Annotated in this window: 19 protein-coding genes and 11 tRNA genes; 25 read left to right on the top strand and 5 right to left on the bottom strand. The window is 44.8% G+C overall.

Annotated features, from left to right (window positions below; translation table 11 throughout):
* Window positions 1-2: 2 nt before the first annotated feature.
* From prmC to hemA, 3 genes are read right to left on the bottom strand one after another with little or no spacing between them, the layout of a single operon-like run.
* Complete coding sequence (prmC, locus tag L1070_RS16190; protein WP_237126328.1) at window positions 3-857, bottom strand: peptide chain release factor N(5)-glutamine methyltransferase; 855 nt, start codon at window positions 855-857, stop codon at window positions 3-5.
* 2 nt (window positions 858-859) lie between these two features.
* Window positions 860-1945 carry a peptide chain release factor 1 gene (gene prfA / locus L1070_RS16195; protein ID WP_070987309.1) on the bottom strand — a complete coding sequence of 362 codons (1086 nt, stop codon included), beginning with the start codon at window positions 1943-1945 and terminating at the stop codon, window positions 860-862.
* 7 nt (window positions 1946-1952) lie between these two features.
* Window positions 1953-3209 (bottom strand): glutamyl-tRNA reductase, encoded by a 1257-nt coding sequence (gene hemA / locus L1070_RS16200; protein WP_070987311.1) that lies wholly within the window; start codon window positions 3207-3209, stop codon window positions 1953-1955.
* A 62-nt stretch (window positions 3210-3271) separates the two neighbouring features.
* On the opposite strand from hemA, the gene lolB reads away from it, so the two are divergent.
* The 17 genes from lolB (at window position 3272) to L1070_RS16285 (ending at window position 9969) form a co-directional block, all read left to right on the top strand.
* The gene (gene lolB, locus L1070_RS16205) at window positions 3272-3877 is read left to right on the top strand and encodes a lipoprotein insertase outer membrane protein LolB (RefSeq protein ID WP_275423302.1); all 606 of its coding nucleotides are present in this window, start codon (window positions 3272-3274) and stop codon (window positions 3875-3877) included.
* A gap of 1 nt (window position 3878) precedes the next feature.
* The gene (gene ispE / locus L1070_RS16210) at window positions 3879-4733 is read left to right on the top strand and encodes a 4-(cytidine 5'-diphospho)-2-C-methyl-D-erythritol kinase (protein WP_237126330.1); all 855 of its coding nucleotides are present in this window, start codon (window positions 3879-3881) and stop codon (window positions 4731-4733) included.
* 74 nt (window positions 4734-4807) lie between these two features.
* On the top strand, window positions 4808-5755 hold the full coding sequence (locus L1070_RS16215; RefSeq protein ID WP_070987317.1) for a ribose-phosphate pyrophosphokinase: 948 nt from the start codon (window positions 4808-4810) through the stop codon (window positions 5753-5755).
* Window positions 5756-5923: 168 nt separating this feature from the next.
* Window positions 5924-6538 (top strand): 50S ribosomal protein L25/general stress protein Ctc, encoded by a 615-nt coding sequence (locus tag L1070_RS16220; protein ID WP_070987319.1) that lies wholly within the window; start codon window positions 5924-5926, stop codon window positions 6536-6538.
* A 19-nt stretch (window positions 6539-6557) separates the two neighbouring features.
* Window positions 6558-7142: an aminoacyl-tRNA hydrolase gene (pth, locus tag L1070_RS16225; RefSeq protein WP_237126331.1), complete on the top strand. Its 585-nt coding sequence runs from the start codon at window positions 6558-6560 to the stop codon at window positions 7140-7142.
* A gap of 47 nt (window positions 7143-7189) precedes the next feature.
* Window positions 7190-8281: a redox-regulated ATPase YchF gene (gene ychF, locus L1070_RS16230; RefSeq protein ID WP_237126332.1), complete on the top strand. Its 1092-nt coding sequence runs from the start codon at window positions 7190-7192 to the stop codon at window positions 8279-8281.
* A 255-nt stretch (window positions 8282-8536) separates the two neighbouring features.
* Window positions 8537-8613 (top strand) — tRNA-Met (locus L1070_RS16235).
* 43 nt (window positions 8614-8656) lie between these two features.
* Window positions 8657-8741, top strand: a tRNA-Leu gene (locus L1070_RS16240).
* Window positions 8742-8771: 30 nt separating this feature from the next.
* Window positions 8772-8846 (top strand) — tRNA-Gln (locus L1070_RS16245).
* A 2-nt stretch (window positions 8847-8848) separates the two neighbouring features.
* Window positions 8849-8925 (top strand) — tRNA-Met (locus L1070_RS16250).
* 47 nt (window positions 8926-8972) lie between these two features.
* Window positions 8973-9057: transfer RNA gene (locus L1070_RS16255), tRNA-Leu, on the top strand.
* 43 nt (window positions 9058-9100) lie between these two features.
* Window positions 9101-9175 (top strand) — tRNA-Gln (locus tag L1070_RS16260).
* 100 nt (window positions 9176-9275) lie between these two features.
* Window positions 9276-9360, top strand: a tRNA-Leu gene (locus L1070_RS16265).
* A gap of 147 nt (window positions 9361-9507) precedes the next feature.
* Window positions 9508-9582 (top strand) — tRNA-Gln (locus L1070_RS16270).
* Window position 9583: 1 nt separating this feature from the next.
* Window positions 9584-9668: transfer RNA gene (locus tag L1070_RS16275), tRNA-Leu, on the top strand.
* Between the two features lie 43 nt (window positions 9669-9711).
* Window positions 9712-9786: transfer RNA gene (locus tag L1070_RS16280), tRNA-Gln, on the top strand.
* Window positions 9787-9884: 98 nt separating this feature from the next.
* Window positions 9885-9969 (top strand) — tRNA-Leu (locus tag L1070_RS16285).
* A gap of 150 nt (window positions 9970-10119) precedes the next feature.
* On the opposite strand, the gene L1070_RS16290 is transcribed toward L1070_RS16285, so the two are convergent.
* Window positions 10120-11268, bottom strand: a complete 1149-nt coding sequence (locus L1070_RS16290) for an FAD-dependent oxidoreductase (RefSeq protein WP_237126333.1) — start codon at window positions 11266-11268, stop codon at window positions 10120-10122.
* A gap of 240 nt (window positions 11269-11508) precedes the next feature.
* Between L1070_RS16290 and miaB the strand changes: the two genes are divergently transcribed.
* The 7 genes from miaB to L1070_RS16325 all read left to right on the top strand — a co-directional run bounded on the left by miaB (window position 11509) and on the right by L1070_RS16325 (window position 18064).
* The gene (gene miaB / locus L1070_RS16295; protein WP_070987328.1) at window positions 11509-12942 is read left to right on the top strand and encodes a tRNA (N6-isopentenyl adenosine(37)-C2)-methylthiotransferase MiaB; all 1434 of its coding nucleotides are present in this window, start codon (window positions 11509-11511) and stop codon (window positions 12940-12942) included.
* A gap of 52 nt (window positions 12943-12994) precedes the next feature.
* On the top strand, window positions 12995-14041 hold the full coding sequence (locus L1070_RS16300) for a PhoH family protein (RefSeq protein ID WP_070987330.1): 1047 nt from the start codon (window positions 12995-12997) through the stop codon (window positions 14039-14041).
* Window positions 14041-14499 carry an rRNA maturation RNase YbeY gene (gene ybeY, locus L1070_RS16305; protein ID WP_237126334.1) on the top strand — a complete coding sequence of 153 codons (459 nt, stop codon included), beginning with the start codon at window positions 14041-14043 and terminating at the stop codon, window positions 14497-14499. Before L1070_RS16300 ends, ybeY begins: the two co-directional genes overlap by 1 nt.
* Before the next feature lie 61 nt (window positions 14500-14560).
* A complete protein-coding gene (gene corC, locus L1070_RS16310; RefSeq protein ID WP_070987334.1) occupies window positions 14561-15439 on the top strand; it encodes a CNNM family magnesium/cobalt transport protein CorC in 879 nt (292 codons plus the stop codon).
* Window positions 15417-16994, top strand: a complete 1578-nt coding sequence (lnt, locus tag L1070_RS16315) for an apolipoprotein N-acyltransferase (protein WP_237126335.1) — start codon at window positions 15417-15419, stop codon at window positions 16992-16994. Before corC ends, lnt begins: the two co-directional genes overlap by 23 nt.
* Before the next feature lie 297 nt (window positions 16995-17291).
* Window positions 17292-17537 (top strand): helix-turn-helix domain-containing protein, encoded by a 246-nt coding sequence (locus L1070_RS16320; protein WP_070987338.1) that lies wholly within the window; start codon window positions 17292-17294, stop codon window positions 17535-17537.
* Complete coding sequence (locus L1070_RS16325) at window positions 17534-18064, top strand: GNAT family N-acetyltransferase (RefSeq protein WP_237126336.1); 531 nt, start codon at window positions 17534-17536, stop codon at window positions 18062-18064. The genes L1070_RS16320 and L1070_RS16325 overlap by 4 nt, the downstream gene beginning before the upstream one ends.
* A gap of 8 nt (window positions 18065-18072) precedes the next feature.
* Here L1070_RS16325 and L1070_RS16330 read toward each other — a convergent pair whose 3' ends face one another.
* Window positions 18073-18819, bottom strand: a complete 747-nt coding sequence (locus L1070_RS16330) for an SDR family oxidoreductase (protein ID WP_237126337.1) — start codon at window positions 18817-18819, stop codon at window positions 18073-18075.
* Between the two features lie 386 nt (window positions 18820-19205).
* Between L1070_RS16330 and L1070_RS16335 the strand changes: the two genes are divergently transcribed.
* Complete coding sequence (locus L1070_RS16335) at window positions 19206-20396, top strand: type III PLP-dependent enzyme (RefSeq protein ID WP_237126338.1); 1191 nt, start codon at window positions 19206-19208, stop codon at window positions 20394-20396.
* The last annotated feature ends 7 nt before the right edge of the window (window positions 20397-20403 follow it).

The following is a 20403-nucleotide window of genomic DNA, read 5'->3' on the forward strand; positions in this document are numbered from 1 at the left end:
GTTTATAGGGACTCACCAAGCCATTGGGCTAGAGTGACACGATCACAGCCTGCCATATCTTTAATTGTAAGTATATTGCTATAACCCATTTGTGCAAAATACTGCTGCAATTTAGTAGCTTGCTGATAACCGTGCTCAATCAGTAAATAACCACCATGATTAAGGTGTTGTGTACCTTGCGCAATGATAATCTTAATATCAGACATTCCTTCGTCATCTGCCACTAATGCACTTAAGGGTTCAAACCTGACATCCCCTTGTGACAAATGATGATCATCATGCTCAATATACGGCGGGTTACTCACTATCAAGTCAAATCTTTGTTGCACTACAGCCTGATACCAATCACTTTGAGCGATTTCTACGTTATTGAAACCTAACTTTTGCTGATTGCGTTTTGCAAGAGCTACTGCATCGTGCGAATAGTCAAGTGCAGTGATTTGCCAGTACGCTTGCTCAGATGCAAGTGCCAATGCGATGGCCCCCGTTCCGGTCCCTAAATCAAGCACTTTGGCCTTATCAGGTAACGCTAAACTTAATGCGTGCTCGACCAGCGTTTCGGTATCTGGTCTTGGGATCAACGTGCTGGCATTAACCTCCAGTGGCAAGCTCCAAAACTCGCGCATGCCCACAATATGGGCCACAGGCTCTCCCAGTCTTCGTCTGTCAATCAGCGCGATAAACTGAGTTTGCTGTTGCTGTGAAAGTTGCTCATCTGGCCAAGCAAAAAGATAACTGCGGGGTTTATCTAACACATGCAGCAGCAAGACTTCACTATCTAACTTAGCACTGTCGGAAGAGGTCTTTAAAAGTTCAGTAGCCCATGCAATTGCTTGGGCTACATTGTATGTCGTCACGTTTATTCTTCACCCATCGCGGCCAATAGATCAGCCTGATGTTCTAACAATAGCGGGTCGATGATAGCACCCAAGTCACCGGCTACGATTTCGTTAAGGCGATATAATGTCAGGTTGATACGGTGATCGGTAATACGCCCTTGCGGGTAGTTATAAGTACGGATACGCTCTGAGCGATCTCCACTTCCCACTAGGTTTCGACGCTCTGATGCCTCTGCCGCTTGGCGCTTCTCGTCTTCAGCTTGCTGCAACCGAGCACCCAGTACAGATAGCGCTTTAGCACGGTTTTTGTGCTGTGAACGTTCGTCCTGACATTCAACTACCACGCCGGTTGGTATGTGGGTGATACGAATCGCGGAGTCCGTTTTGTTAACGTGCTGACCACCGGCACCTGAGGCGCGAAAGGTATCGATTTTTAGATCCGCAGGGTTAATCTGAATCGCTTCTGCTTCAGGGATCTCTGCCATCACGGCAACGGTACATGCGGAAGTATGTACTCGGCCTTGTGATTCGGTTTCTGGTACGCGTTGTACACGGTGTGCGCCTGACTCAAACTTCAGTTTACCATACACCCCATCACCACTAATGTTGGCTATGATTTCTTTGTAGCCGCCGTGCTCACCCTCATTGGCGCTCACTACTTCAACTTTCCACTTTTGCGTTTCTGCATAACGGCTATACATACGGAACAAGTCACCCGCAAAGATAGCGGCCTCATCACCACCGGTACCTGCTCGCACTTCAAGAAATACGTTGTTATCGTCTTTTGGATCTTTTGGCAACATCAACACTTGTAAATCATCTTCAAGCTGTGCAATTGCTGCTTTGGCTTCTTTGTATTCTTCTTGGGCCATTTCACGCATATCTGGGTCTGAATCTTTCAACATCTCTTCTGAGGTCGCGACATCCTCTTGCGCTTGTTGATAAGCAGCAAACGCCTTTACAACATCTTCAAGCTCTGAGTACTCTTTTGACAACGCGCGAAAACGGTTCTGATCACCGATCACTTCTGGGTCACTTAGCATCGCTTGAACTTCTTCATAGCGCTCGGCTAAGGTCTCTAACTTACGGTATACGGACTCTTTCATTAACGTCTTATTCCTGCTCAATTCCTAATGTTTGTTTAAGTTGTGCCAATTGCTCAACGTCACCCAATTTTGCAGCCTCTTGAATCGCTTTTGTTGGGGCATGTGTTAATCGATTGGTGAGCTTATTGGCCAACTCTAGCAATACCTTATCTGAAGGCTTGCCTGCTTCTAGCTGGTTAAGTGCTTTTTCAACCAACTCGGTTTTAATTTGTTGGGCGCTGTCGCGATATTGGCGAATCACATCCACAGACTTTAAAGAGCGCTGCCACTGGGCAAACTCTCTGGTTTTTTCTTCTATAATCGCCTGCGCTTGACGCGCGGCTTGCTCACGACTGGCCATATTTTCGCTGACAATGGCCTGTAAGTCATCTACTGAATACAAATAAGCCGCATCTAAATCACCCACCTGACTCTCAATATCACGCGGTACAGCGATATCGATAAGCAACATTGGCTTGTGTCGCCTTTGCTTGAGTGCCTGTTCTACAACGCCCTTGCCGATTATTGGCAAAGTACTTGCGGTGGAAGAAATAACAATATCAGCTTTGTGTAATTCTTCTGGCAATTGTGCTAATGAGATTACTTGGCCATCGACCTCTTCTGCCAACCCTTGTGCACGTTCAATCGTTCTATTTGCCACCGTGATTGATTTGGGGTGATGTTGAAATAAATGCTTAGCAACCAACTCTATGGTTTCGCCAGCACCAATCAATAACACGCGAGTTTTATCCAATTGACCATAAATGTGTTTTGCCAAATTGACTGCCGCATAGGCTACCGACACCGCACTGGCACCGATGTCAGTTTCTGTACGTACTTGTTTTGCAACCGAAAAAGTCTTTTGAAACAACCGCTCAAAGGTAGGCTTGATGCCATTGTGGTGTTTTGCGCTACTGTACGCTTGCTTGATTTGACCCAATATTTGCGGCTCACCTAACACTAACGAGTCTAATCCGCACGCTACACGCATCAAATGATTCACTGCGTCTTGATTATGATGAACATAAACATTATCACTCAGCTGTGCTTCATCTATGTTGTGAAAACATGCAAGCCACTGAAGAAGCGCTTGGGAATTCTCACTCTCAAGGCTACAATAGATTTCGGTACGATTGCAGGTTGAAACAATTACGGACTCTTTAAACTGAGCGTGATGGGCCAACTCAGTGAGTGCTTGAGACAATTGCTCAGGAGAAAAGGCAACTTTTTCACGTAGTTCTACCGATGCTGTTTTGTGATTTATACCGAGTGCGATGATGGTCATAGATGCCAGAATTGCCCGAGCCCTGTTTTAAAGCCAGCAATTTTACCAAAAATCAATCGAATATGGAAAGTAAGGAACATCATTTGACACGATTTCATTTGATTTTGCTCATGTTTTTTTTATTTCTTAACGGATGTGCGCAAAGAATCACCCCTACACAGCAGCCAAACCAAGACTGGAAAGCATTATTACAGGAACAAAAAAGCTGGCAAGCAAGTGGTAAGTTAGCTTTCCTCAGTGACAAGCAACGCCAGTCAGCCAATTTTAATTGGCAGCTCAAAGACGACAAACAACAACTGATCCTGACTAGCTTCATTGGCACTCGAATTTTATCCCTCACTGAATTGGGGCAGTACAGTGAACTTGAATATGATGGCAACACCTATTTAGACCGTGACAGTCAACAACTCGTTAAACGCTTAAGTGGCATGGATTTACCGGTTGCCCAAGCGCCTGCTTGGCTCACTGGCACAGTAAACAACGATAGCAATCAATACGATAGCTATGGGCGTTTAACCTCTAGCAGTTGGCAAGATGAGCAGGGGCAAATTTGGCAAGCAAACTATGCTCAATATTCCTTAGTCGACGATATGTGGCTTCCAACGCGAATTAACCTGACTCATAATACACTCAAAATCAAAATTCAGCTCAACTCATGGCAGTTTTAATATGACTTCGCTTTCGTTAATGGCGCCAGCCAAACTTAATTTATTTTTACACATCAACGCACAACGTGCAGACGGCTATCATGAGTTAGAAACCCTGTTCACATTTTTAGAGTTTGGTGATGAACTCACGTTTTCCTGTACTGAGCATGATAAGGTAGAAATTATTGGGGATACCGGCGATATCCCCCTTGAAGACAACCTTATCTATAAAGCCGCATTAGCCCTGCGCCCTTTTCGCCGCGCAGAGACCGGCATTTTAGTCTCACTGAGCAAGAAGCTGCCAATGGGAGGTGGTGTTGGTGGTGGCTCATCAGACGCTGCCACAACATTATTAGCAATAAATCAATTGTGGCAATGTCATTTAAGCTTGCAAGAACTGGCTGAAATAGGTCTTAAATTGGGGGCTGATGTTCCTGTTTTTGTCAATGGAAAAACCGCTTTAGCACAAGGGGTCGGAGAAAAGTTAACCGCCGTAAAGCTGCCCCAGCGCTGGTTTTGCGTAGTATTTCCAAGTGTTCATGTCAGCACAGGTGCTATCTTCACTCACCCAGATTTACCTCGAAATACGGCAAAGCTGACAAGTGATTGGCAACTGGCAAATACCAGTAATGATTGTGAGGCTTTGGTTAAAAAGCTCTACCCCGAGGTTGAAAAGACCCTAGTCTGGTTGCTAAAATATGGCCCGTCCCGTATGACAGGAACCGGAGCGTGTTGTTTTGTTGAACTTGATTCAGCAGATGCAGCACAGCGTGTGCTCAGTTCATTACCGTCATGCTGGCAAGGGTTTGTAGCCCCTAGTACCAACATATCACCTGCTCATACGCAGCTTGATAGTTGGCTTAAAATGCAGAAGTAAATTGTTTAAGTTAGCCTGTTTTGACTCTGTCATTGCATGTTAGTCCAAAAATTCAGTGCCTGAGGAACCCTACCGTGCCTGACATGAAGCTCTTCGCTGGTAACGCAACACCTGAGTTAGCTCAAAAAGTTGCAAAACGTTTATTCATTGAATTAGGTGACGCTGTAGTTGGTCGTTTTAGCGACGGCGAGATCAGTGTTCAAATCAATGAAAACGTACGCGGATCGGATGTTTTCATTATCCAGTCAACTTGTGCCCCAACTAACGATAACCTTATGGAGCTTATCGTTATGGTCGACGCGCTACGTCGTGCCTCTGCGGGTCGTATTACTGCCGTGATCCCTTACTTTGGTTACGCTCGTCAAGACCGTCGTGTACGCTCTGCCCGTGTGCCAATCACAGCTAAGGTTGTTGCCGATTTCCTATCTAGTGTTGGTGTTGACCGTGTATTAACGGTTGATCTTCACGCTGAACAAATCCAAGGATTCTTTGACGTTCCAGTTGATAACGTATTTGGTAGCCCAGTACTGTTAGATGATATGAAAGAACGTGAATTTGACGATGTGGTTGTTGTATCACCAGATATTGGTGGTGTTGTACGTGCTCGTGCTATCGCAAAGCTGCTTAATGATACCGACTTGGCAATCATTGATAAGCGTCGTCCACAAGCAAACGTATCACAAGTTATGCACATTATTGGTGACGTTGCAGGTCGCGACTGCATCATCGTGGATGATATGATTGATACTGGCGGTACATTATGCAAAGCAGCTGAAGCGCTTAAAGAGCATGGCGCAAAACGCGTATTTGCTTACGCTACACACCCTGTTTTGTCAGGGGCTGCTGCTGAAAACCTACGCAACTCAGTTATTGATGAAGTAATCGTTACGGACTCAATTCCACTATCAGACGAGCTACGTACTCTAGATAACATTAAAGTACTGACTCTGGCTGATATGCTAGCAGAAACGATTCGTCGTATTAGCAACGAAGAATCTATTTCGGCTATGTTTCAGCACTAAGATGTTGAATAAACATAGCAACTAGCACTATAAAAGCACCTCAGGGTGCTTTTTTTGTATCTCTATGTTTTATTTATCACTCAGCAATGGTATAGTAGCGCGCCTTTTTTAGGTAGGGTGTTTGGTCGCGAGCACCTTAAACTTTAAACTAAAATTTTTGGAGACATTATGTCTAACGAATTATACACATTGAATGCCGAAGTACGCGCTGAGTTAGGTACTGGTGCGAGCCGCCGCCTACGTCGTGCAGACAAGGTACCAGCAATCCTTTACGGTGCTGATAAAGAAGCGCTAACGCTAACTCTTGATCACAACAAAGTAATCAAAGCTCAAGAAGATGAAGGTTTCTACAGCCACATCCTTACGCTAAACATTGCTGGTGAGTCTGTAGAAGCAATTCTTAAAGACATTCAACGTCACCCGTACAAGCCTAAGATCACTCACTTAGACTTCCAACGTGTAGATGCTAACCACAAGATCCACACTAAAGTACCTGTCCACTTCCTAAATGAAGAAGCAGCAACTAAAGGCGGCAACACTATTGCTCACCACGTTACTGAAATCGACGTAACATGTTTACCAGCTGCACTTCCTGAGTTCATCGAAGTAGACGTAGCAGCTCTTGAAGTTGGTGCAACTTTACACCTAACTGACATCAAACTTCCAGCTGGTGTTGCTTCAGTTGAACTTGCTAAAGGCGAAGGTCATGACCAAGCGGTTGTTACTCTAAACGCGCCTAAAGGTTCTGCATCTGAAGAAGCAACTGAAGAAGCTGCTGAATAATTATTAAGGTGTCAGCACCTTGAATAATATTCAAATGCTTGTGGGCCTGGCTAATCCAGGCCCCGAATATCAAAACACACGTCACAATGCTGGTGAATGGTTCATTCTTGAACTGGCCAAGCGCTACAACTGCCAATTAAAACCTGACACCAAACACTTTGGTCTGACAGGTAAAGTCATTATAAATAATAAAGAATTCAAACTTCTGATCCCTACCACCTATATGAATTTAAGTGGTAAGTCCGTGAGCAGTTTAGCGAATTTTTATAAAATTCCAGTTGAAGATATTCTCGTTGCACATGATGAAATGGACCTAGACCCTGGCATCGCCAAACTTAAAAAAGGCGGTGGGCATGGTGGTCATAATGGCCTAAAAGACATCATCGCGAAAATGGCCAACAATAAAGAATTTCTGCGTTTACGCATTGGTATTGGTCATCCTGGGCACAAAGATAAAGTGACTGGCTGGGTGCTTGGTAAAGCGCCTAAAGAAGATCAGGAAAAAATTGACGCAGCAGTGGATGAAGCGGTGCGTTGTATGGAAATACTGGCAAAAGACGGTGTGTTAAAAGCACAAAACAGACTACATTCATTTAAGCCGTGATCTAAATTTATATTGCGTTTATCTGAGACAAATTAGGGTTCAAAACTATGGGTTTTAAATGTGGCATTGTTGGTTTACCTAACGTTGGTAAATCTACCCTTTTCAATGCATTAACTAAAGCGGGTATCGAAGCCGCAAACTTTCCATTTTGTACTATCGAGCCAAATACGGGTGTGGTACCGGTTCCTGATAATCGCCTAAATCAATTAGCCGAGATCGTGAACCCTCAGCGTATTTTGCCTACAACCATGGAATTCGTTGACATCGCCGGCCTAGTTAAAGGGGCTTCTAAAGGTGAAGGTCTGGGTAACCAATTTCTAGCGAACATTCGTGAAACGGACGCTATTGGTCATGTAGTACGCTGTTTTGAAAACGAAAATATCGTTCACGTAGCGGGCACTATCGATCCAGCTGATGATATTGACGTTATCAACACTGAATTAGTACTGGCAGATATGGATGCCGCTGATCGCGCCATGCAAAGAAATGCCAAAAAAGCCAAAGGTGGCGATAAAGAAGCCAAGTTCCAGAACGTTGTGTTAGAGAAAGTAAAAGCCCACTTAGATGAAGGCTTAACACTGCGTTCACTACAGTTGGATAAAGAAGAGAATGAGGCTATTAAGCCAATAAACTTCTTAACAATTAAGCCAACCATGTACATTGCTAACGTAAACGAAGACGGTTTTGAAAATAACCCTTACTTAGATAAAGTACGCGAAATCGCGGCAGCCGAAGATGCTGTTGTGATCCCAGTTTGTGCTGCCATTGAAGCAGAGCTGTCTGAACTTGAAGATGAAGACAAGCTGGAGTTTATGGAAGATCTTGGTCTTGAAGAGCCTGGTCTAAACCTAGTGATCCGTGGTGGATATGAACTACTTAAACTACAGACCTACTTCACCGCTGGTGTAAAGGAAGTTCGCGCTTGGACAATTCCTGTTGGCGCTACCGCTCCGCAAGCTGCTGGCAAGATCCATACAGATTTTGAACGTGGCTTTATCCGCGCGCAAACCATTGCCTTTGATGATTATATTCAATATCGTGGTGAAAGTGGTGCTAAAGATGCGGGTAAATTCCGCCAAGAAGGTAAAGATTACATCGTCAAAGATGGCGATGTAATGAACTTCTTATTTAATGTTTAAGACACCATAAAATATTAAAAGGGCCTGCTGGCCCTTTTTTGTTTGTTGCTGCATATTGGTCTTGTCGCAGCAGAACATACTTTTTTATTAATCGATTAAAATAGCAGCGGACAGTGACATTTCAATGACCAATTCGGCTATTTAATCTGCAAACAAACGCTTTGAGTCAGTTTTTTGCAAAAAAGGTGTTGACGTGTTTGGGGCATATCAGCATAATACGCCCCGCATCAGCGATGATGGGAAATAAAAAAAGATGGCTATGTAGCTCAGCTGGTTAGAGCACATCACTCATAATGATGGGGTCCCCTGTTCAAATCAGGGCATAGCCACCATGCTTTTATTACTACCAAACTCATCGATTTAGCTGGTCAAACTGCGGGGGTGGCGGAATTGGTAGACGCGCTGGATTTAGGTTCCAGTATCTTCGGGTGTGAGAGTTCAAGTCTCTCCCTCCGCACCAACTTTTTAAGTTGGTTTGAGTAAACGTTGTTGGAGTATCGCCAAGCGGTAAGGCAGCGGGTTTTGATCCCGCCATTCCCAGGTTCAAATCCTGGTACTCCAGCCAATGGCTATGTAGCTCAGCTGGTTAGAGCACATCACTCATAATGATGGGGTCCCCTGTTCAAATCAGGGCATAGCCACCATTTACTCCCACAAAGTGCAATGTGGTAAAAAAGCACGACCTCCTTGTGCGGGGGTGGCGGAATTGGTAGACGCGCTGGATTTAGGTTCCAGTATCTTCGGGTGTGAGAGTTCAAGTCTCTCCCTCCGCACCATCTTTTAAAGATGTAAAACATTAAATATAGAACTCTCGATTGTTGGAGTATCGCCAAGCGGTAAGGCAGCGGGTTTTGATCCCGCCATTCCCAGGTTCAAATCCTGGTACTCCAGCCACTTTACCTACCAATTAAAGTGTATATCGAAGCCTTAGGAACACCTATGGCAAGCTAGTAGCTTAACTACTTAAATTATGCCTTTAGGCATATCCTGTGATGCGGGGGTGGCGGAATTGGTAGACGCGCTGGATTTAGGTTCCAGTATCTTCGGGTGTGAGAGTTCAAGTCTCTCCCTCCGCACCAACTTCTCGATTAGAAGTAAAATAATCAAACCTTTTTGTTGGAGTATCGCCAAGCGGTAAGGCAAAAGAGAGAGGTTTTGATCCCTCACTCATTTCCCCCAGATTCAAATCCTGGGACCACACAAGATTTGAATTAAGTAAACGTTGTTGGAGTATCGCCAAGCGGTAAGGCAGCGGGTTTTGATCCCGCCATTCCCAGGTTCAAATCCTGGTACTCCAGCCATGCGGGGGTGGCGGAATTGGTAGACGCGCTGGATTTAGGTTCCAGTATCTTCGGGTGTGAGAGTTCAAGTCTCTCCCTCCGCACCATCTTCTCAAGATGTAAAATTGATAGATTTGAATAATCGACTGTTGGAGTATCGCCAAGCGGTAAGGCAGCGGGTTTTGATCCCGCCATTCCCAGGTTCAAATCCTGGTACTCCAGCCACTTTAATCTACCAATTAAAGCGGAAGTCGAAGCCTAAGATATTAGGCAAGCTAGTAGCTTAACTACTGAACTTTATGCTTCTAAGCATATCCTGTGATGCGGGGGTGGCGGAATTGGTAGACGCGCTGGATTTAGGTTCCAGTATCTTCGGGTGTGAGAGTTCAAGTCTCTCCCTCCGCACCATTCAGGTTATTTCTTATTTTTTCTCTTCTTAATTATTCCCTTTAGTTTCCTACTTATTATTTTTATTGTCCGTTAAATATTTTAGTACCAACCCGTTGATAGCAAAAACGGACCTGCGCCCGCTTTAAAAATCGACAAATTGTCAGTTAGTTACCAGCCCATAGCGTGTTCTAGCACCTTGCGCTTTAGAGGGCCGGCCTGATCCGCTATCTTCAAAATACCATTACGTAGCGCCTTTAGCGGTGTTATATCGTTAGAAAAGCCAAAATAACACGCATCCATCATGCTCATCATAGCTAAGTTATCAGCTCGACGTTTTCGCTCATATTGCTTAAGCGCTTTAGAGTCTCCTAAATCTTCCAGCTCTTCTAAACACTCAGCCAGCGCTGCTACATCTTTAAAACCGAGGTTTACGCCCTGCCCTGCTAATGGATTTATGGTATGAGCGGCATCTCCTACAAGTACCAATCGACCTTGGCTGTATTGGTTGGCATGTTGTCTTGCTAATGGAAAGATGGCTTTTTGTTCTACGCTAAAATCTCCAGGCAATTCAAAAAAGTGCTCAACAATCCGCTCCTTCAGCTGCTCATTAGACATAGCTGCAAGCGTTTGTGCATCTTGATACCAGATTAAGTTTGCATAAGGCGCACGCATGGGTAAAAAAGCGATTGGCCCTGAGGGTTTGAATTGCTGCCAAGTTTTATACTGCTGTGGCGCATCTAATTTGATTAGCACCCCCATACAACTTTGCTGGTATTGCCAACCCGTCACGCCGATATTGGCAAGTGCTCTTAGTGGCGAGCGACCTCCATCGGCCGCAATCAGTAAATCAGCCTGATAGCTTTTGTCAGCATAATGCAATGTAATGGAGTCTAAATTTTGTTCAATTGCCGTGGGCAATGTATCGACGGTTTCCACTGCCACCCCATTCTCGGCAAATTGTGCCCAAAGACTGGCCTGAATGAGTTTATTTTCAATCAGGTGGCCTAAATGAGTTTGCGATACATCTGCGGCATCAAATAACAGGCTATTACCCAGCTGTTCATAGGCTTCAAGTTGATAGTAAGGCGCAACTCGCGTTGCTTTTAATAACCGCATTGCCCCTAACTTTTCTAGCAAGGATTCTGAAAAACGATTGATTGCAGAAACACGAATATCAATCTGTGGATCATCAAGCACGGCTTGAGCATCTATTGGCGAGTGTTCAAGCACAGTAACCTGCGCGCCTTGCTTAGCCAGTTGCACCGCAGCAGCTGCGCCAACCATGCCGCCACCGACAATCACCACCTTATTTTTCATAACTTTGCCTCACCTAATTTGAACCACCAGAATTGTATCTTAAGTCACACCCGTTTGCCCATTTGTAATCACGCCAATACGCTCAACCTTGATCCAGTCTTTTAAAGTTAAAAACTATACTTGGCTAGTGACCCTAGGTCATATAAAATACGCGTCCTTTAAGCTTTGCTATTGCATAGCGAACCACGAATTGCGCGACGTTGTGCATAAGATCCGAATTGAAAACGAGGCAATATTTCAATGAGTAAAAAGTTGCATATTAAAACCTGGGGTTGTCAGATGAATGAATACGACTCTCAGAAAATGGCTGATCTACTGGATGCCACTAACGGCTATCAACTAACAGAAGAAGCCGAGCAAGCTGACGTTATCTTACTCAATACCTGTTCAATTCGTGAAAAGGCACAAGAGAAAGTATTCCACCAACTTGGTCGTTGGAAGTTATTAAAAGATGATAACCCTGACTTGGTAATCGGTGTTGGTGGCTGTGTAGCATCGCAAGAAGGTGACACAATTCGCCAACGTGCGCCTTTCGTTGATATTGTGTTTGGCCCGCAAACACTGCATCGCTTGCCTGAAATGATCAAACAAGTACAAAGCAAACAAGGCGCTGTCGTTGATATTTCTTTCCCTGAAATTGAAAAATTTGACAGACTACCAGAGCCAAAAGCTGAAGGCCCAACCGCGTTTGTGTCTATCATGGAAGGTTGCTCTAAGTATTGTACCTTCTGTGTGGTTCCTTACACGCGTGGTGAAGAGGTTAGCCGTCCACTTGATGACGTATTGCTTGAAGTGGCTCAGCTTGCAGAGCAAGGCGTGCGTGAAGTAAACCTACTTGGTCAAAACGTAAATGCTTACCGAGGTGAAACCCATGATGGTGAAACCTGTTATTTCTCAGATTTATTGCGCTATGTTGCGGCAATTGATGGTATTGACCGTATTCGTTATACCACGTCTCATCCTGTAGAGTTTACACCAGACATTATCGAAGCTTACGCAGATGTACCTGAGCTAGTTGACCATTTACACTTGCCAGTACAAAGTGGCTCTGACCGCATTTTGAATCTAATGAAACGTGGCCACACTGCACTTGAGTACAAATCAACAATTCGTAAGTTGCGTAAAATTCGCCCGAACTTAAGCATGTCGTCAGACTTCATCATTGGTTTCCCAGGTGAAACGGCGACTGATTTTGAAGCCACAATGAACCTTATTAATGACATTGGCTTTGATATGAGCTTTAGCTTCATCTACTCAGCGCGCCCTGGTACGCCTGCGGCTGATTTGCCGGATGATGTCTCTGAGCAAGAAAAGAAAGAGCGTTTGTACATCCTACAAAACCGTATTAACCAAATGGCACAAGATATCAGCCGCAAAATGTTTGATACCGAGCAGCGTATTCTGGTTGAAGGTCCATCGAAGAAAAACCCAATGGAACTGCGTGGTCGTACCGAAAATAACCGAGTGGTTAACTTTGAAGGTCCACACTCTGTGATCGGTCAGTTTGTTGATGTACGTATAACAGAAGCATTACCAAACTCTTTACGTGGCGAGTTAATTCGTACAGAATCAGAAATGAACTTACGTAAGGACGTGGCACCGGCTGATATATTAAATCGTGCCCCGCTAGAGCCAGAAGCTGATGAGTTAGGTGTAACAACGTTTACGCCATAAATCAGATTGATTACGCCAGCCTTTGCTGGCGTACTTGTTATAGGAAGCCATTTTGAGTAGTCAGTTAAAAAATATTGAATTTTACCTAGAACCCGCCGACAATAATCGTCTTTCATCATTGTGTGGTCCATTCGATGAAAACATAAAACAAATAGAGCGCCGCTTAGGGGTAGAAGTCGCCCATCGTGATAATTGGTTTAAAGTGACAGGTAAGCCTGTACAAACCAAAGCCGCTATGGATATTTTAAAGTCTCTGTATGTTGACACTCAGCCTGTTCGAGGCCAAGTCAACGAGATTGAACCTGACCATGTTCACTTGGCAATTAGTGAAGCGAATGTATTAGAACAAGACGCGCCCGCAGTCTGGGACCAAGAGGTCTACATAAAAACACGTCGCGGCGTAGTGAAACCACGCAACCCTAATCAAAGCCAGTATGTGGCAAACATCCTAACACATGACATTTGCTTTGGTATTGGTCCTGCTGGTACAGGTAAAACCTATCTGGCCGTTGCGGCCGCCGTTGATGCTCTGGAACGTCAGGAGATCCGCCGTATTTTACTGACTCGCCCAGCTGTAGAAGCGGGTGAAAAGTTAGGCTTTTTACCTGGTGACTTAACACAAAAAATCGACCCCTATTTGCGTCCGCTTTACGATGCCTTATTTGAAATGCTTGGCTTTGAAAAAGTAGAGCGTTTGATTGAAAAAAATGTTATCGAAGTAGCCCCGTTGGCCTACATGCGCGGACGTACACTCAACGATGCATTTATTATCCTTGATGAAAGCCAGAACACCACCACCGAGCAAATGAAAATGTTCCTGACTCGTATCGGCTTTAACTCAAAAGCGGTGATAACGGGTGACATCACGCAGATTGACTTACCGCGTGGAGCGCGTTCTGGGTTGCGTCATGCCATAGAAGTGCTCAGCGATGTGGATGAAATCTCATTTAACTTCTTTAAATCACATGATGTGGTACGCCACCCTGTGGTGGCACGTATCGTAGAAGCGTATGAGAAAAAAGAAGAAGCAGAGCGAAAAGAGAAGGCACTCAAAGAGCAGGCCTTTAAACAGGCCAAACAACAAAAAGAGCAAGACTGATGAGCGTTGAGCTAGACCTACAAATTGCCTGCGAATTTGCAGATTTACCTTCACAGCAACAATTCGAACTATGGGCCGATAAAGCGTTGTCTCCTTATCTGGAGCATGCCGAGCTGACAATTCGTATCGCAGATGAAAAAGAAAGCCAAGAGCTGAATCATCAGTATCGTGGCAAAAATAAGCCCACCAATGTGCTGTCATTTCCATTCGAAGCCCCTGCGGGCATCGAGCTGCCGCTCGTTGGCGATCTCATCATCTGCCCGCAGGTTGTTAAAGCAGAATCCATTGAGCAGGAAAAGCCCTTTCACGAACACTTTGCCCACATGGTGATCCACGGTTGCTTGCATTTACTTGGTTTTGACCATATAAATGAAAAAGACGCCGAAGAAATGGAAAGTCTAGAAAAAGAGTTTTTAGCGCAGCTGGGGATCAGTGACCCCTACCGCGATGATTTGTAATTATTTAATGGTCAAATAGCATCATTATCCAATTTGTTATTTTATGGAGTAAAACACGACAATGAGCGACGATAACTCGCAGAGTAGCCAGGGTTCTTCTGGCAAAACCTGGTTGGGACGCATCACACAGATGCTGCAAGGGGAACCCCAAAACAAAGAAGAGTTGGTAGAAGTCATTGCTGATGCTCAGGAGCGAAGTCTGATAGACCCTGAGACAAAGGATATGATGGAAGGTGTGTTAGGCGTCTCTGAGCTTAAAGTGCGCGATATTATGATCCCACGCTCACAGATGATCACGCTGGACGTAGATCAATCACTAGAACAACAATTGCCAACCATGGTGGAATCATCTCACTCGCGCTTTCCGGTGATTTGTGAAGATAAAGACCATGTTGAAGGCATCCTACTGGCTAAAGATTTACTGCCATTGATTTTGAACAAGGACGAAAACCTACCCGCAATTAGGGAGTACTTACGACCTGCGATCGTCGTGCCTGAAAGCAAGCGTGTAGACACACTGCTTAATGAGTTTCGTCAAAAGCGTTACCATATGGCCATCGTTGTGGACGAGTATGGTGGTGTGTCGGGCTTAGTAACCATTGAAGACATTCTTGAGATCATCGTTGGTGAAATCGAAGATGAACACGACGATGATGAAGAACAGCAGGATATTCGCCAGCTGTCTAAGCATGTGTATATGGTGCAGGCCTTAACCCCGCTGGATGAGTTTAACGAGTTCTTTAAAACAGGTTACGACACCCAAGAAGCGGATACAATTGGTGGCATTATTCTCCATGCGTTTGGGCATATGCCTAGCCGAGGTGAAACCATCGACATTGAACCTCTGCAATTTAAGGTGACTAATTCTGATAACCGCCGCATTATTCAGTTACAAGTAACTGTGCCAAAAACTGAAGATGGCGACGACGAAGCTGAGTAACCTACTTTCCTTGTGCAAAGACAAAAGAGCGTGGCTAGCATTATTTGCAGGCCTCGCTCTTACTTTTGCCTATGCCCCCTTTAATGTTTGGCCACTGACTTTTTTTGCACTTGCTATCGCCTGTTATGTAACTGACATGCCAAGCCCAAAACAAGCGGCCAAATATGGTTTTATCTTTGGTTTTGCTTGGTTTTCCTTGGGGATCAGCTGGGTCCATGTCTCTATCGCCCAATACGGTGGTTTGCCTTTACCTATTTCCTTATTATTGATGGCTTTGTTGTGCGCGTATCTGGCGCTCTACCCAACACTTGCCTTTATGCTCGCCAGTCGATTTGTTAATACCCCATGGCAACGTGTCGCTGTACTCATTGTTGGTTTTGCTATTTTCGAGTGGTTGCGTGGCAAACTCTTAACTGGTTTTCCGTGGCTGAGCTTTGGCTACACACTCACAGACAGTCCATTAAATACCCTAGCGCCATTAATTGGGGAGTTTGGTCTAACACTGCTATGCGTATTAGTTGGCGGTTGTATCTACTACATTTGGCAACAGCGCAGCGCTAAGCCAATCATGGTGATGGCTGCTTGTTTACTGCTGTTATACGGTGCAGATGCGCTACAGGATAAGCCTAAGCACTCTGACAAAAGCATTTCAACCCTGTTGGTACAGGGTAATATTCAGCAAAGCCTTCGCTGGGAACCCGAACAGTTCTGGCCTACCATGTCTAAATATCGAGATATGACACGCCCACACTGGCATGATGTTGACTTAGTACTTTGGCCTGAAGCGGCTATTCCTGAAATCGAAGACTTCGCTAACGCGTTTTTAGTAGATTTGGACAAAGCCGCGGCTTTTAATAACACCGCCCTTATCACAGGTATTCCAGATTATCAGTTAAACAGTAAAACCGTTTACAACTCTCTAATAGTGCTTGGTAAAAAACACAAAGAAGATGAACAAGGGCATTATCAGTACTTACACACCAACCGCTATCAAAAACATCAACTGCTACCCATTGGTGAGTTCGTACCCTTTGAAGACATTCTTAGGCCACTGGCTCCCCTTTTTGATTTAGCGATGTCATCATTTACCCGTGGTGAACGTATCCAGCACAATCTCATTGCCAATGATTTACATATTCTTCCTGCTATTTGTTACGAAATAGCGTTTAGCGAATTGGTCAGAGACAACTTTACGGAACGATCGGATATATTGTTTACGGTTAGTAATGACGCATGGTTTGGCGACTCCCATGGCCCACATCAGCACATGCAAATAGCTCGCATGCGTGCCCTTGAATTGCAAAGACCGCTAATTCGAGCCACCAATAACGGGGTAACAGGCGTATATGATCCAATTTTAGAGCAACAACATACCATCGCTCAGTTTACCTCTGATGTGCTAAAGACGGATGTGCAACTGATATCCGGTTATAGTTTTTATAGCCAATATGGTCAAAAGCCTATCTGGATTGTGATTGCGCTGCTCGTTCTGAGTGTCACGATCAGCAGAATAAAGTCTTACTTGTTCAGTCGCTTTGAACAGGATTTACTTTAGGACAAGTAACCACTCTATTTACCCAATGCCTCGCGTTAGTGCATATCAGCATGAAACAACCACACTTTTGGTGCAATTAGGCCGCCTATTGTCACACAAATAAACGTAACCACATGATTTTAATATAAATAAAAAGTTGGTACAGTTCTTCCTACTCTATCACCATCAATCACAACAAGCGAAGGTGGTTCTTATGATCGATTTATATCAAACCCTGTATTTATTGTGGCATTTAGACATTAGCATCTGGCAAATTCACGATGTGAAACACCCAGTCAAGGGTGTAGGGAGAAAAGTATGAGAACGCTATCACTACAACACCCACTGATGCTAGAGGCTGTACACAAAGTATTGAGCGAGCAGTTGTCAATTTCCGAAGCGGCACATCAATACGTGCTGCCCAAGCGCTCAGTTTATCGGGCAGTTCGCCTTGCACAAGCCAAGCCCAAACAACAAAGTGAGCGCTTAGAGGCTACCAAGCAAGTGCTTGAACAACACTTACAAGAGATTGAGCAATCATTGAGGGGATTACAGCACGTATGAAAACCTCTCCCATACAGGTCAAGGAGCTGACCTGTATTACCCCACTACTCCCTCAGCTCGTTGAATTGCTAAGTGCGTGTATTAATGATGACGCCTCTCTTGGCTTTTATAAACCTGCTCAAGCGGATTTGTTAGCTCAATATTGGCATAGTATCGAAAACGAGTTAGCACTCAAGCAGCGCCGTTTATTCGCCACGTTTGATAATCAAACATTACTAGGCTGCGTACAGTTGCTACCTTGTCGCAAACAAAATGGTACGCACCGCGCTGAGGTTGAAAAACTGTTAGTGCCCCCTTCAGCGCAACGACAAGGACGAGCGCGCATGCTAATGAGATATGTTGAACAACACGCCTCCACACAGGGCATTAGTTTACTGGTGCTTGATACACAAAGTGGTGATAAGTCAGAGCTTTTTTATCACGCGCTTGGTTACCAAAAAGCGGGAGAGATCCCCTATTTTGTCACCGACGCCACAGGTCAGCTAAATGCCACCAGCTACTATTACAAAGTTTTATCCAAGTCTTAACCCTGTGGCTACTTGCCACCCGCTAACTCAATGAAACTGCCAGTGACGTAGCTGGCCTCTTCACTGAGTAGCCACGCAATGGCATTGGCAACTTCCTCAGGTGTGCCACCACGTCCAAGCGGTAGCAATGATGCTAGGCGGTCAACTCTGTCGGGTTCGCCGCCATCTCGGTGAATGTCGGTATAGATACAACCCGGACGTACACAGTTAACACGAATACCGCTAGGTGCAAGCTCCAGAGAAAGCCCTGTGGTAAACGAATCTATCGCCCCCTTGGATGCCGCATAGTCAACATACTCATTGGCTGAGCCAAGCCTAGAGGCTGCCGATGACACATTCACTATGGCACAACGCTTAGTGTCATGATGCGCTTTAAAGTGCTTGATAGCCTCACGAGCGCAAATAAAGTAAGGCGTCACATTATGCATTAGTACTGAGTTTATTCTCTTTGCGGTCATCTGCTCAACCCGCATCTGTGACTTGAGTATGCCTACATTATTGACTAAGTGACTCAGCGCCCCCAGCTCAGTTGCAACCTCTTCAAACAGGCGTACAACCGCATTCTCATCGCTTACATCTGCCTTAAAGGTCGCTGCCTGACCACCCATGTTGAGAATGTGTGCTTTAACCTGATTAGCCGCCTGACTGTTCTCTTTGTAATTGATAGCAACCTTGTAACCAAGCGTTGCGAGTTTGATTGCACTGGCTGCGCCTATACCACGACTGGCGCCGGTGATAAGAACCACTTTATTCAAGTTCGTTTCCTTTCATGGAGGTACATTGGGTAAAACACACTAGCAAGGCAACAAGGGGATTGTCTATCTTAGTAGCACAGTTCGGTTAAGCTTGAGGGTCATTTAGGCGTTCACTGGCAAACATTTAAATGATTGATAACTAATAACTTTAAAAATAATTTCAATTTTTTATAAATAATTCTTGCACCGCAAAAAAACTACAACTAATATCCACCTGCTTCTTGATGATAGCCAATCCGAGTACATCACACCCCGAGTGTGGCAAGGCGATAGAGCAACTATCCAAGAGTGACTTTGACTGCGTATATACGCGCTTATTGACGCTCAACTTTTCGACTTATCTAAGAAATAGTTTGGAAAGTTTGTTTCTATTTTTGGAGGCTCATATGGCTAACTCGGCGTTGGATTTTTCTGCTTTTTCACCTTCAGCTCTAAGCGCTGAAGAAACACAACTTATTGAAGCTTCTGTTGCTCAATTTGGTGCCCCTTTATTACTTTTAGACTGTGACGTGGTACGTCAACAATACCGTGCACTTGCTGCTGCACTGCCAAATGTGACGTTACACTTTGCGCTTAAGCCTCTTCCTCATGAGGCGGTTGTGCGTACTTTGCTCGCAGAAGGTGCCAGCTTTGACTTAGCAACCAGTGGTGAAGTGGACTTAGTGGCCAGCCAAGGTGTACCGGCTGACAAAACCATTCACACGCACCCAATAAAGCGCGACAGTGATATTCGTGATGCATTGGCATATGGATGTACCGTATTTGTGGTAGACAACCTAAACGAGCTGGAAAAGTTTATCCCTTACAAAGATGAAGTTGAACTGCTAGTGCGCTTGAGTTTTAGAAATGCCGAAGCATTTGCTGATTTATCGAAAAAGTTTGGTTGTAGCCCAGAGCTGGCTATAACCATTATTACGAAAGCTAAGCAATTAGGTATTCGTATTAAAGGGTTATCGTTTCATGTTGGCTCGCAAACCAGTAGCCCGCAAAAATATGTGGATGCGATTTTAGCCTGCAAAATCGTCATGGAAACAGTCGTAGCATTGGGTTTACCTGCGTTAAGCACACTTGATATTGGTGGGGGCTTCCCTGTGAGTTACGCAAAACAGGTCACGCCAATTGATGAGTTTTGTGCGCCGATAAACACAGCACTGGCGAGTTTGCCCGAAACTGTGCAAGTGCTTGCAGAACCAGGGCGATTCATTGTTGCTCCTGCGGTGATGAGTGTTGCGTCAGTAATGGGTCAGGCTGAGCGTGAAGGCAAAATTTGGTACTACTTGGATGATGGAATTTATGGTTCATTCAGCGGGTTAATGTTTGATGAAGCTAATTATCCAATCGTGACGGTGAATCAGGATACCTTGTGCTACCCAAGTGTATTGGCTGGGCCAACCTGTGACAGCATAGATGTGGTTGCCGAGCACATTATGCTACCAAAACTTACCAATGGTGATTTAATTGTGGCACGTATGATGGGCGCGTATACCAGCGCGACGGCGACAGATTTTAACTTCTTCAAACGCGCGCAAACCGTGATATTGAACGAAGTGTGCATAGCTGAGCAAAAGCTTGGCTAGCACTGTC

Source organism: Pseudoalteromonas sp. MMG022, assembly GCF_021654245.1.
GTDB classification, from domain to species: Bacteria; Pseudomonadota; Gammaproteobacteria; order Enterobacterales; family Alteromonadaceae; genus Pseudoalteromonas; species Pseudoalteromonas amylolytica.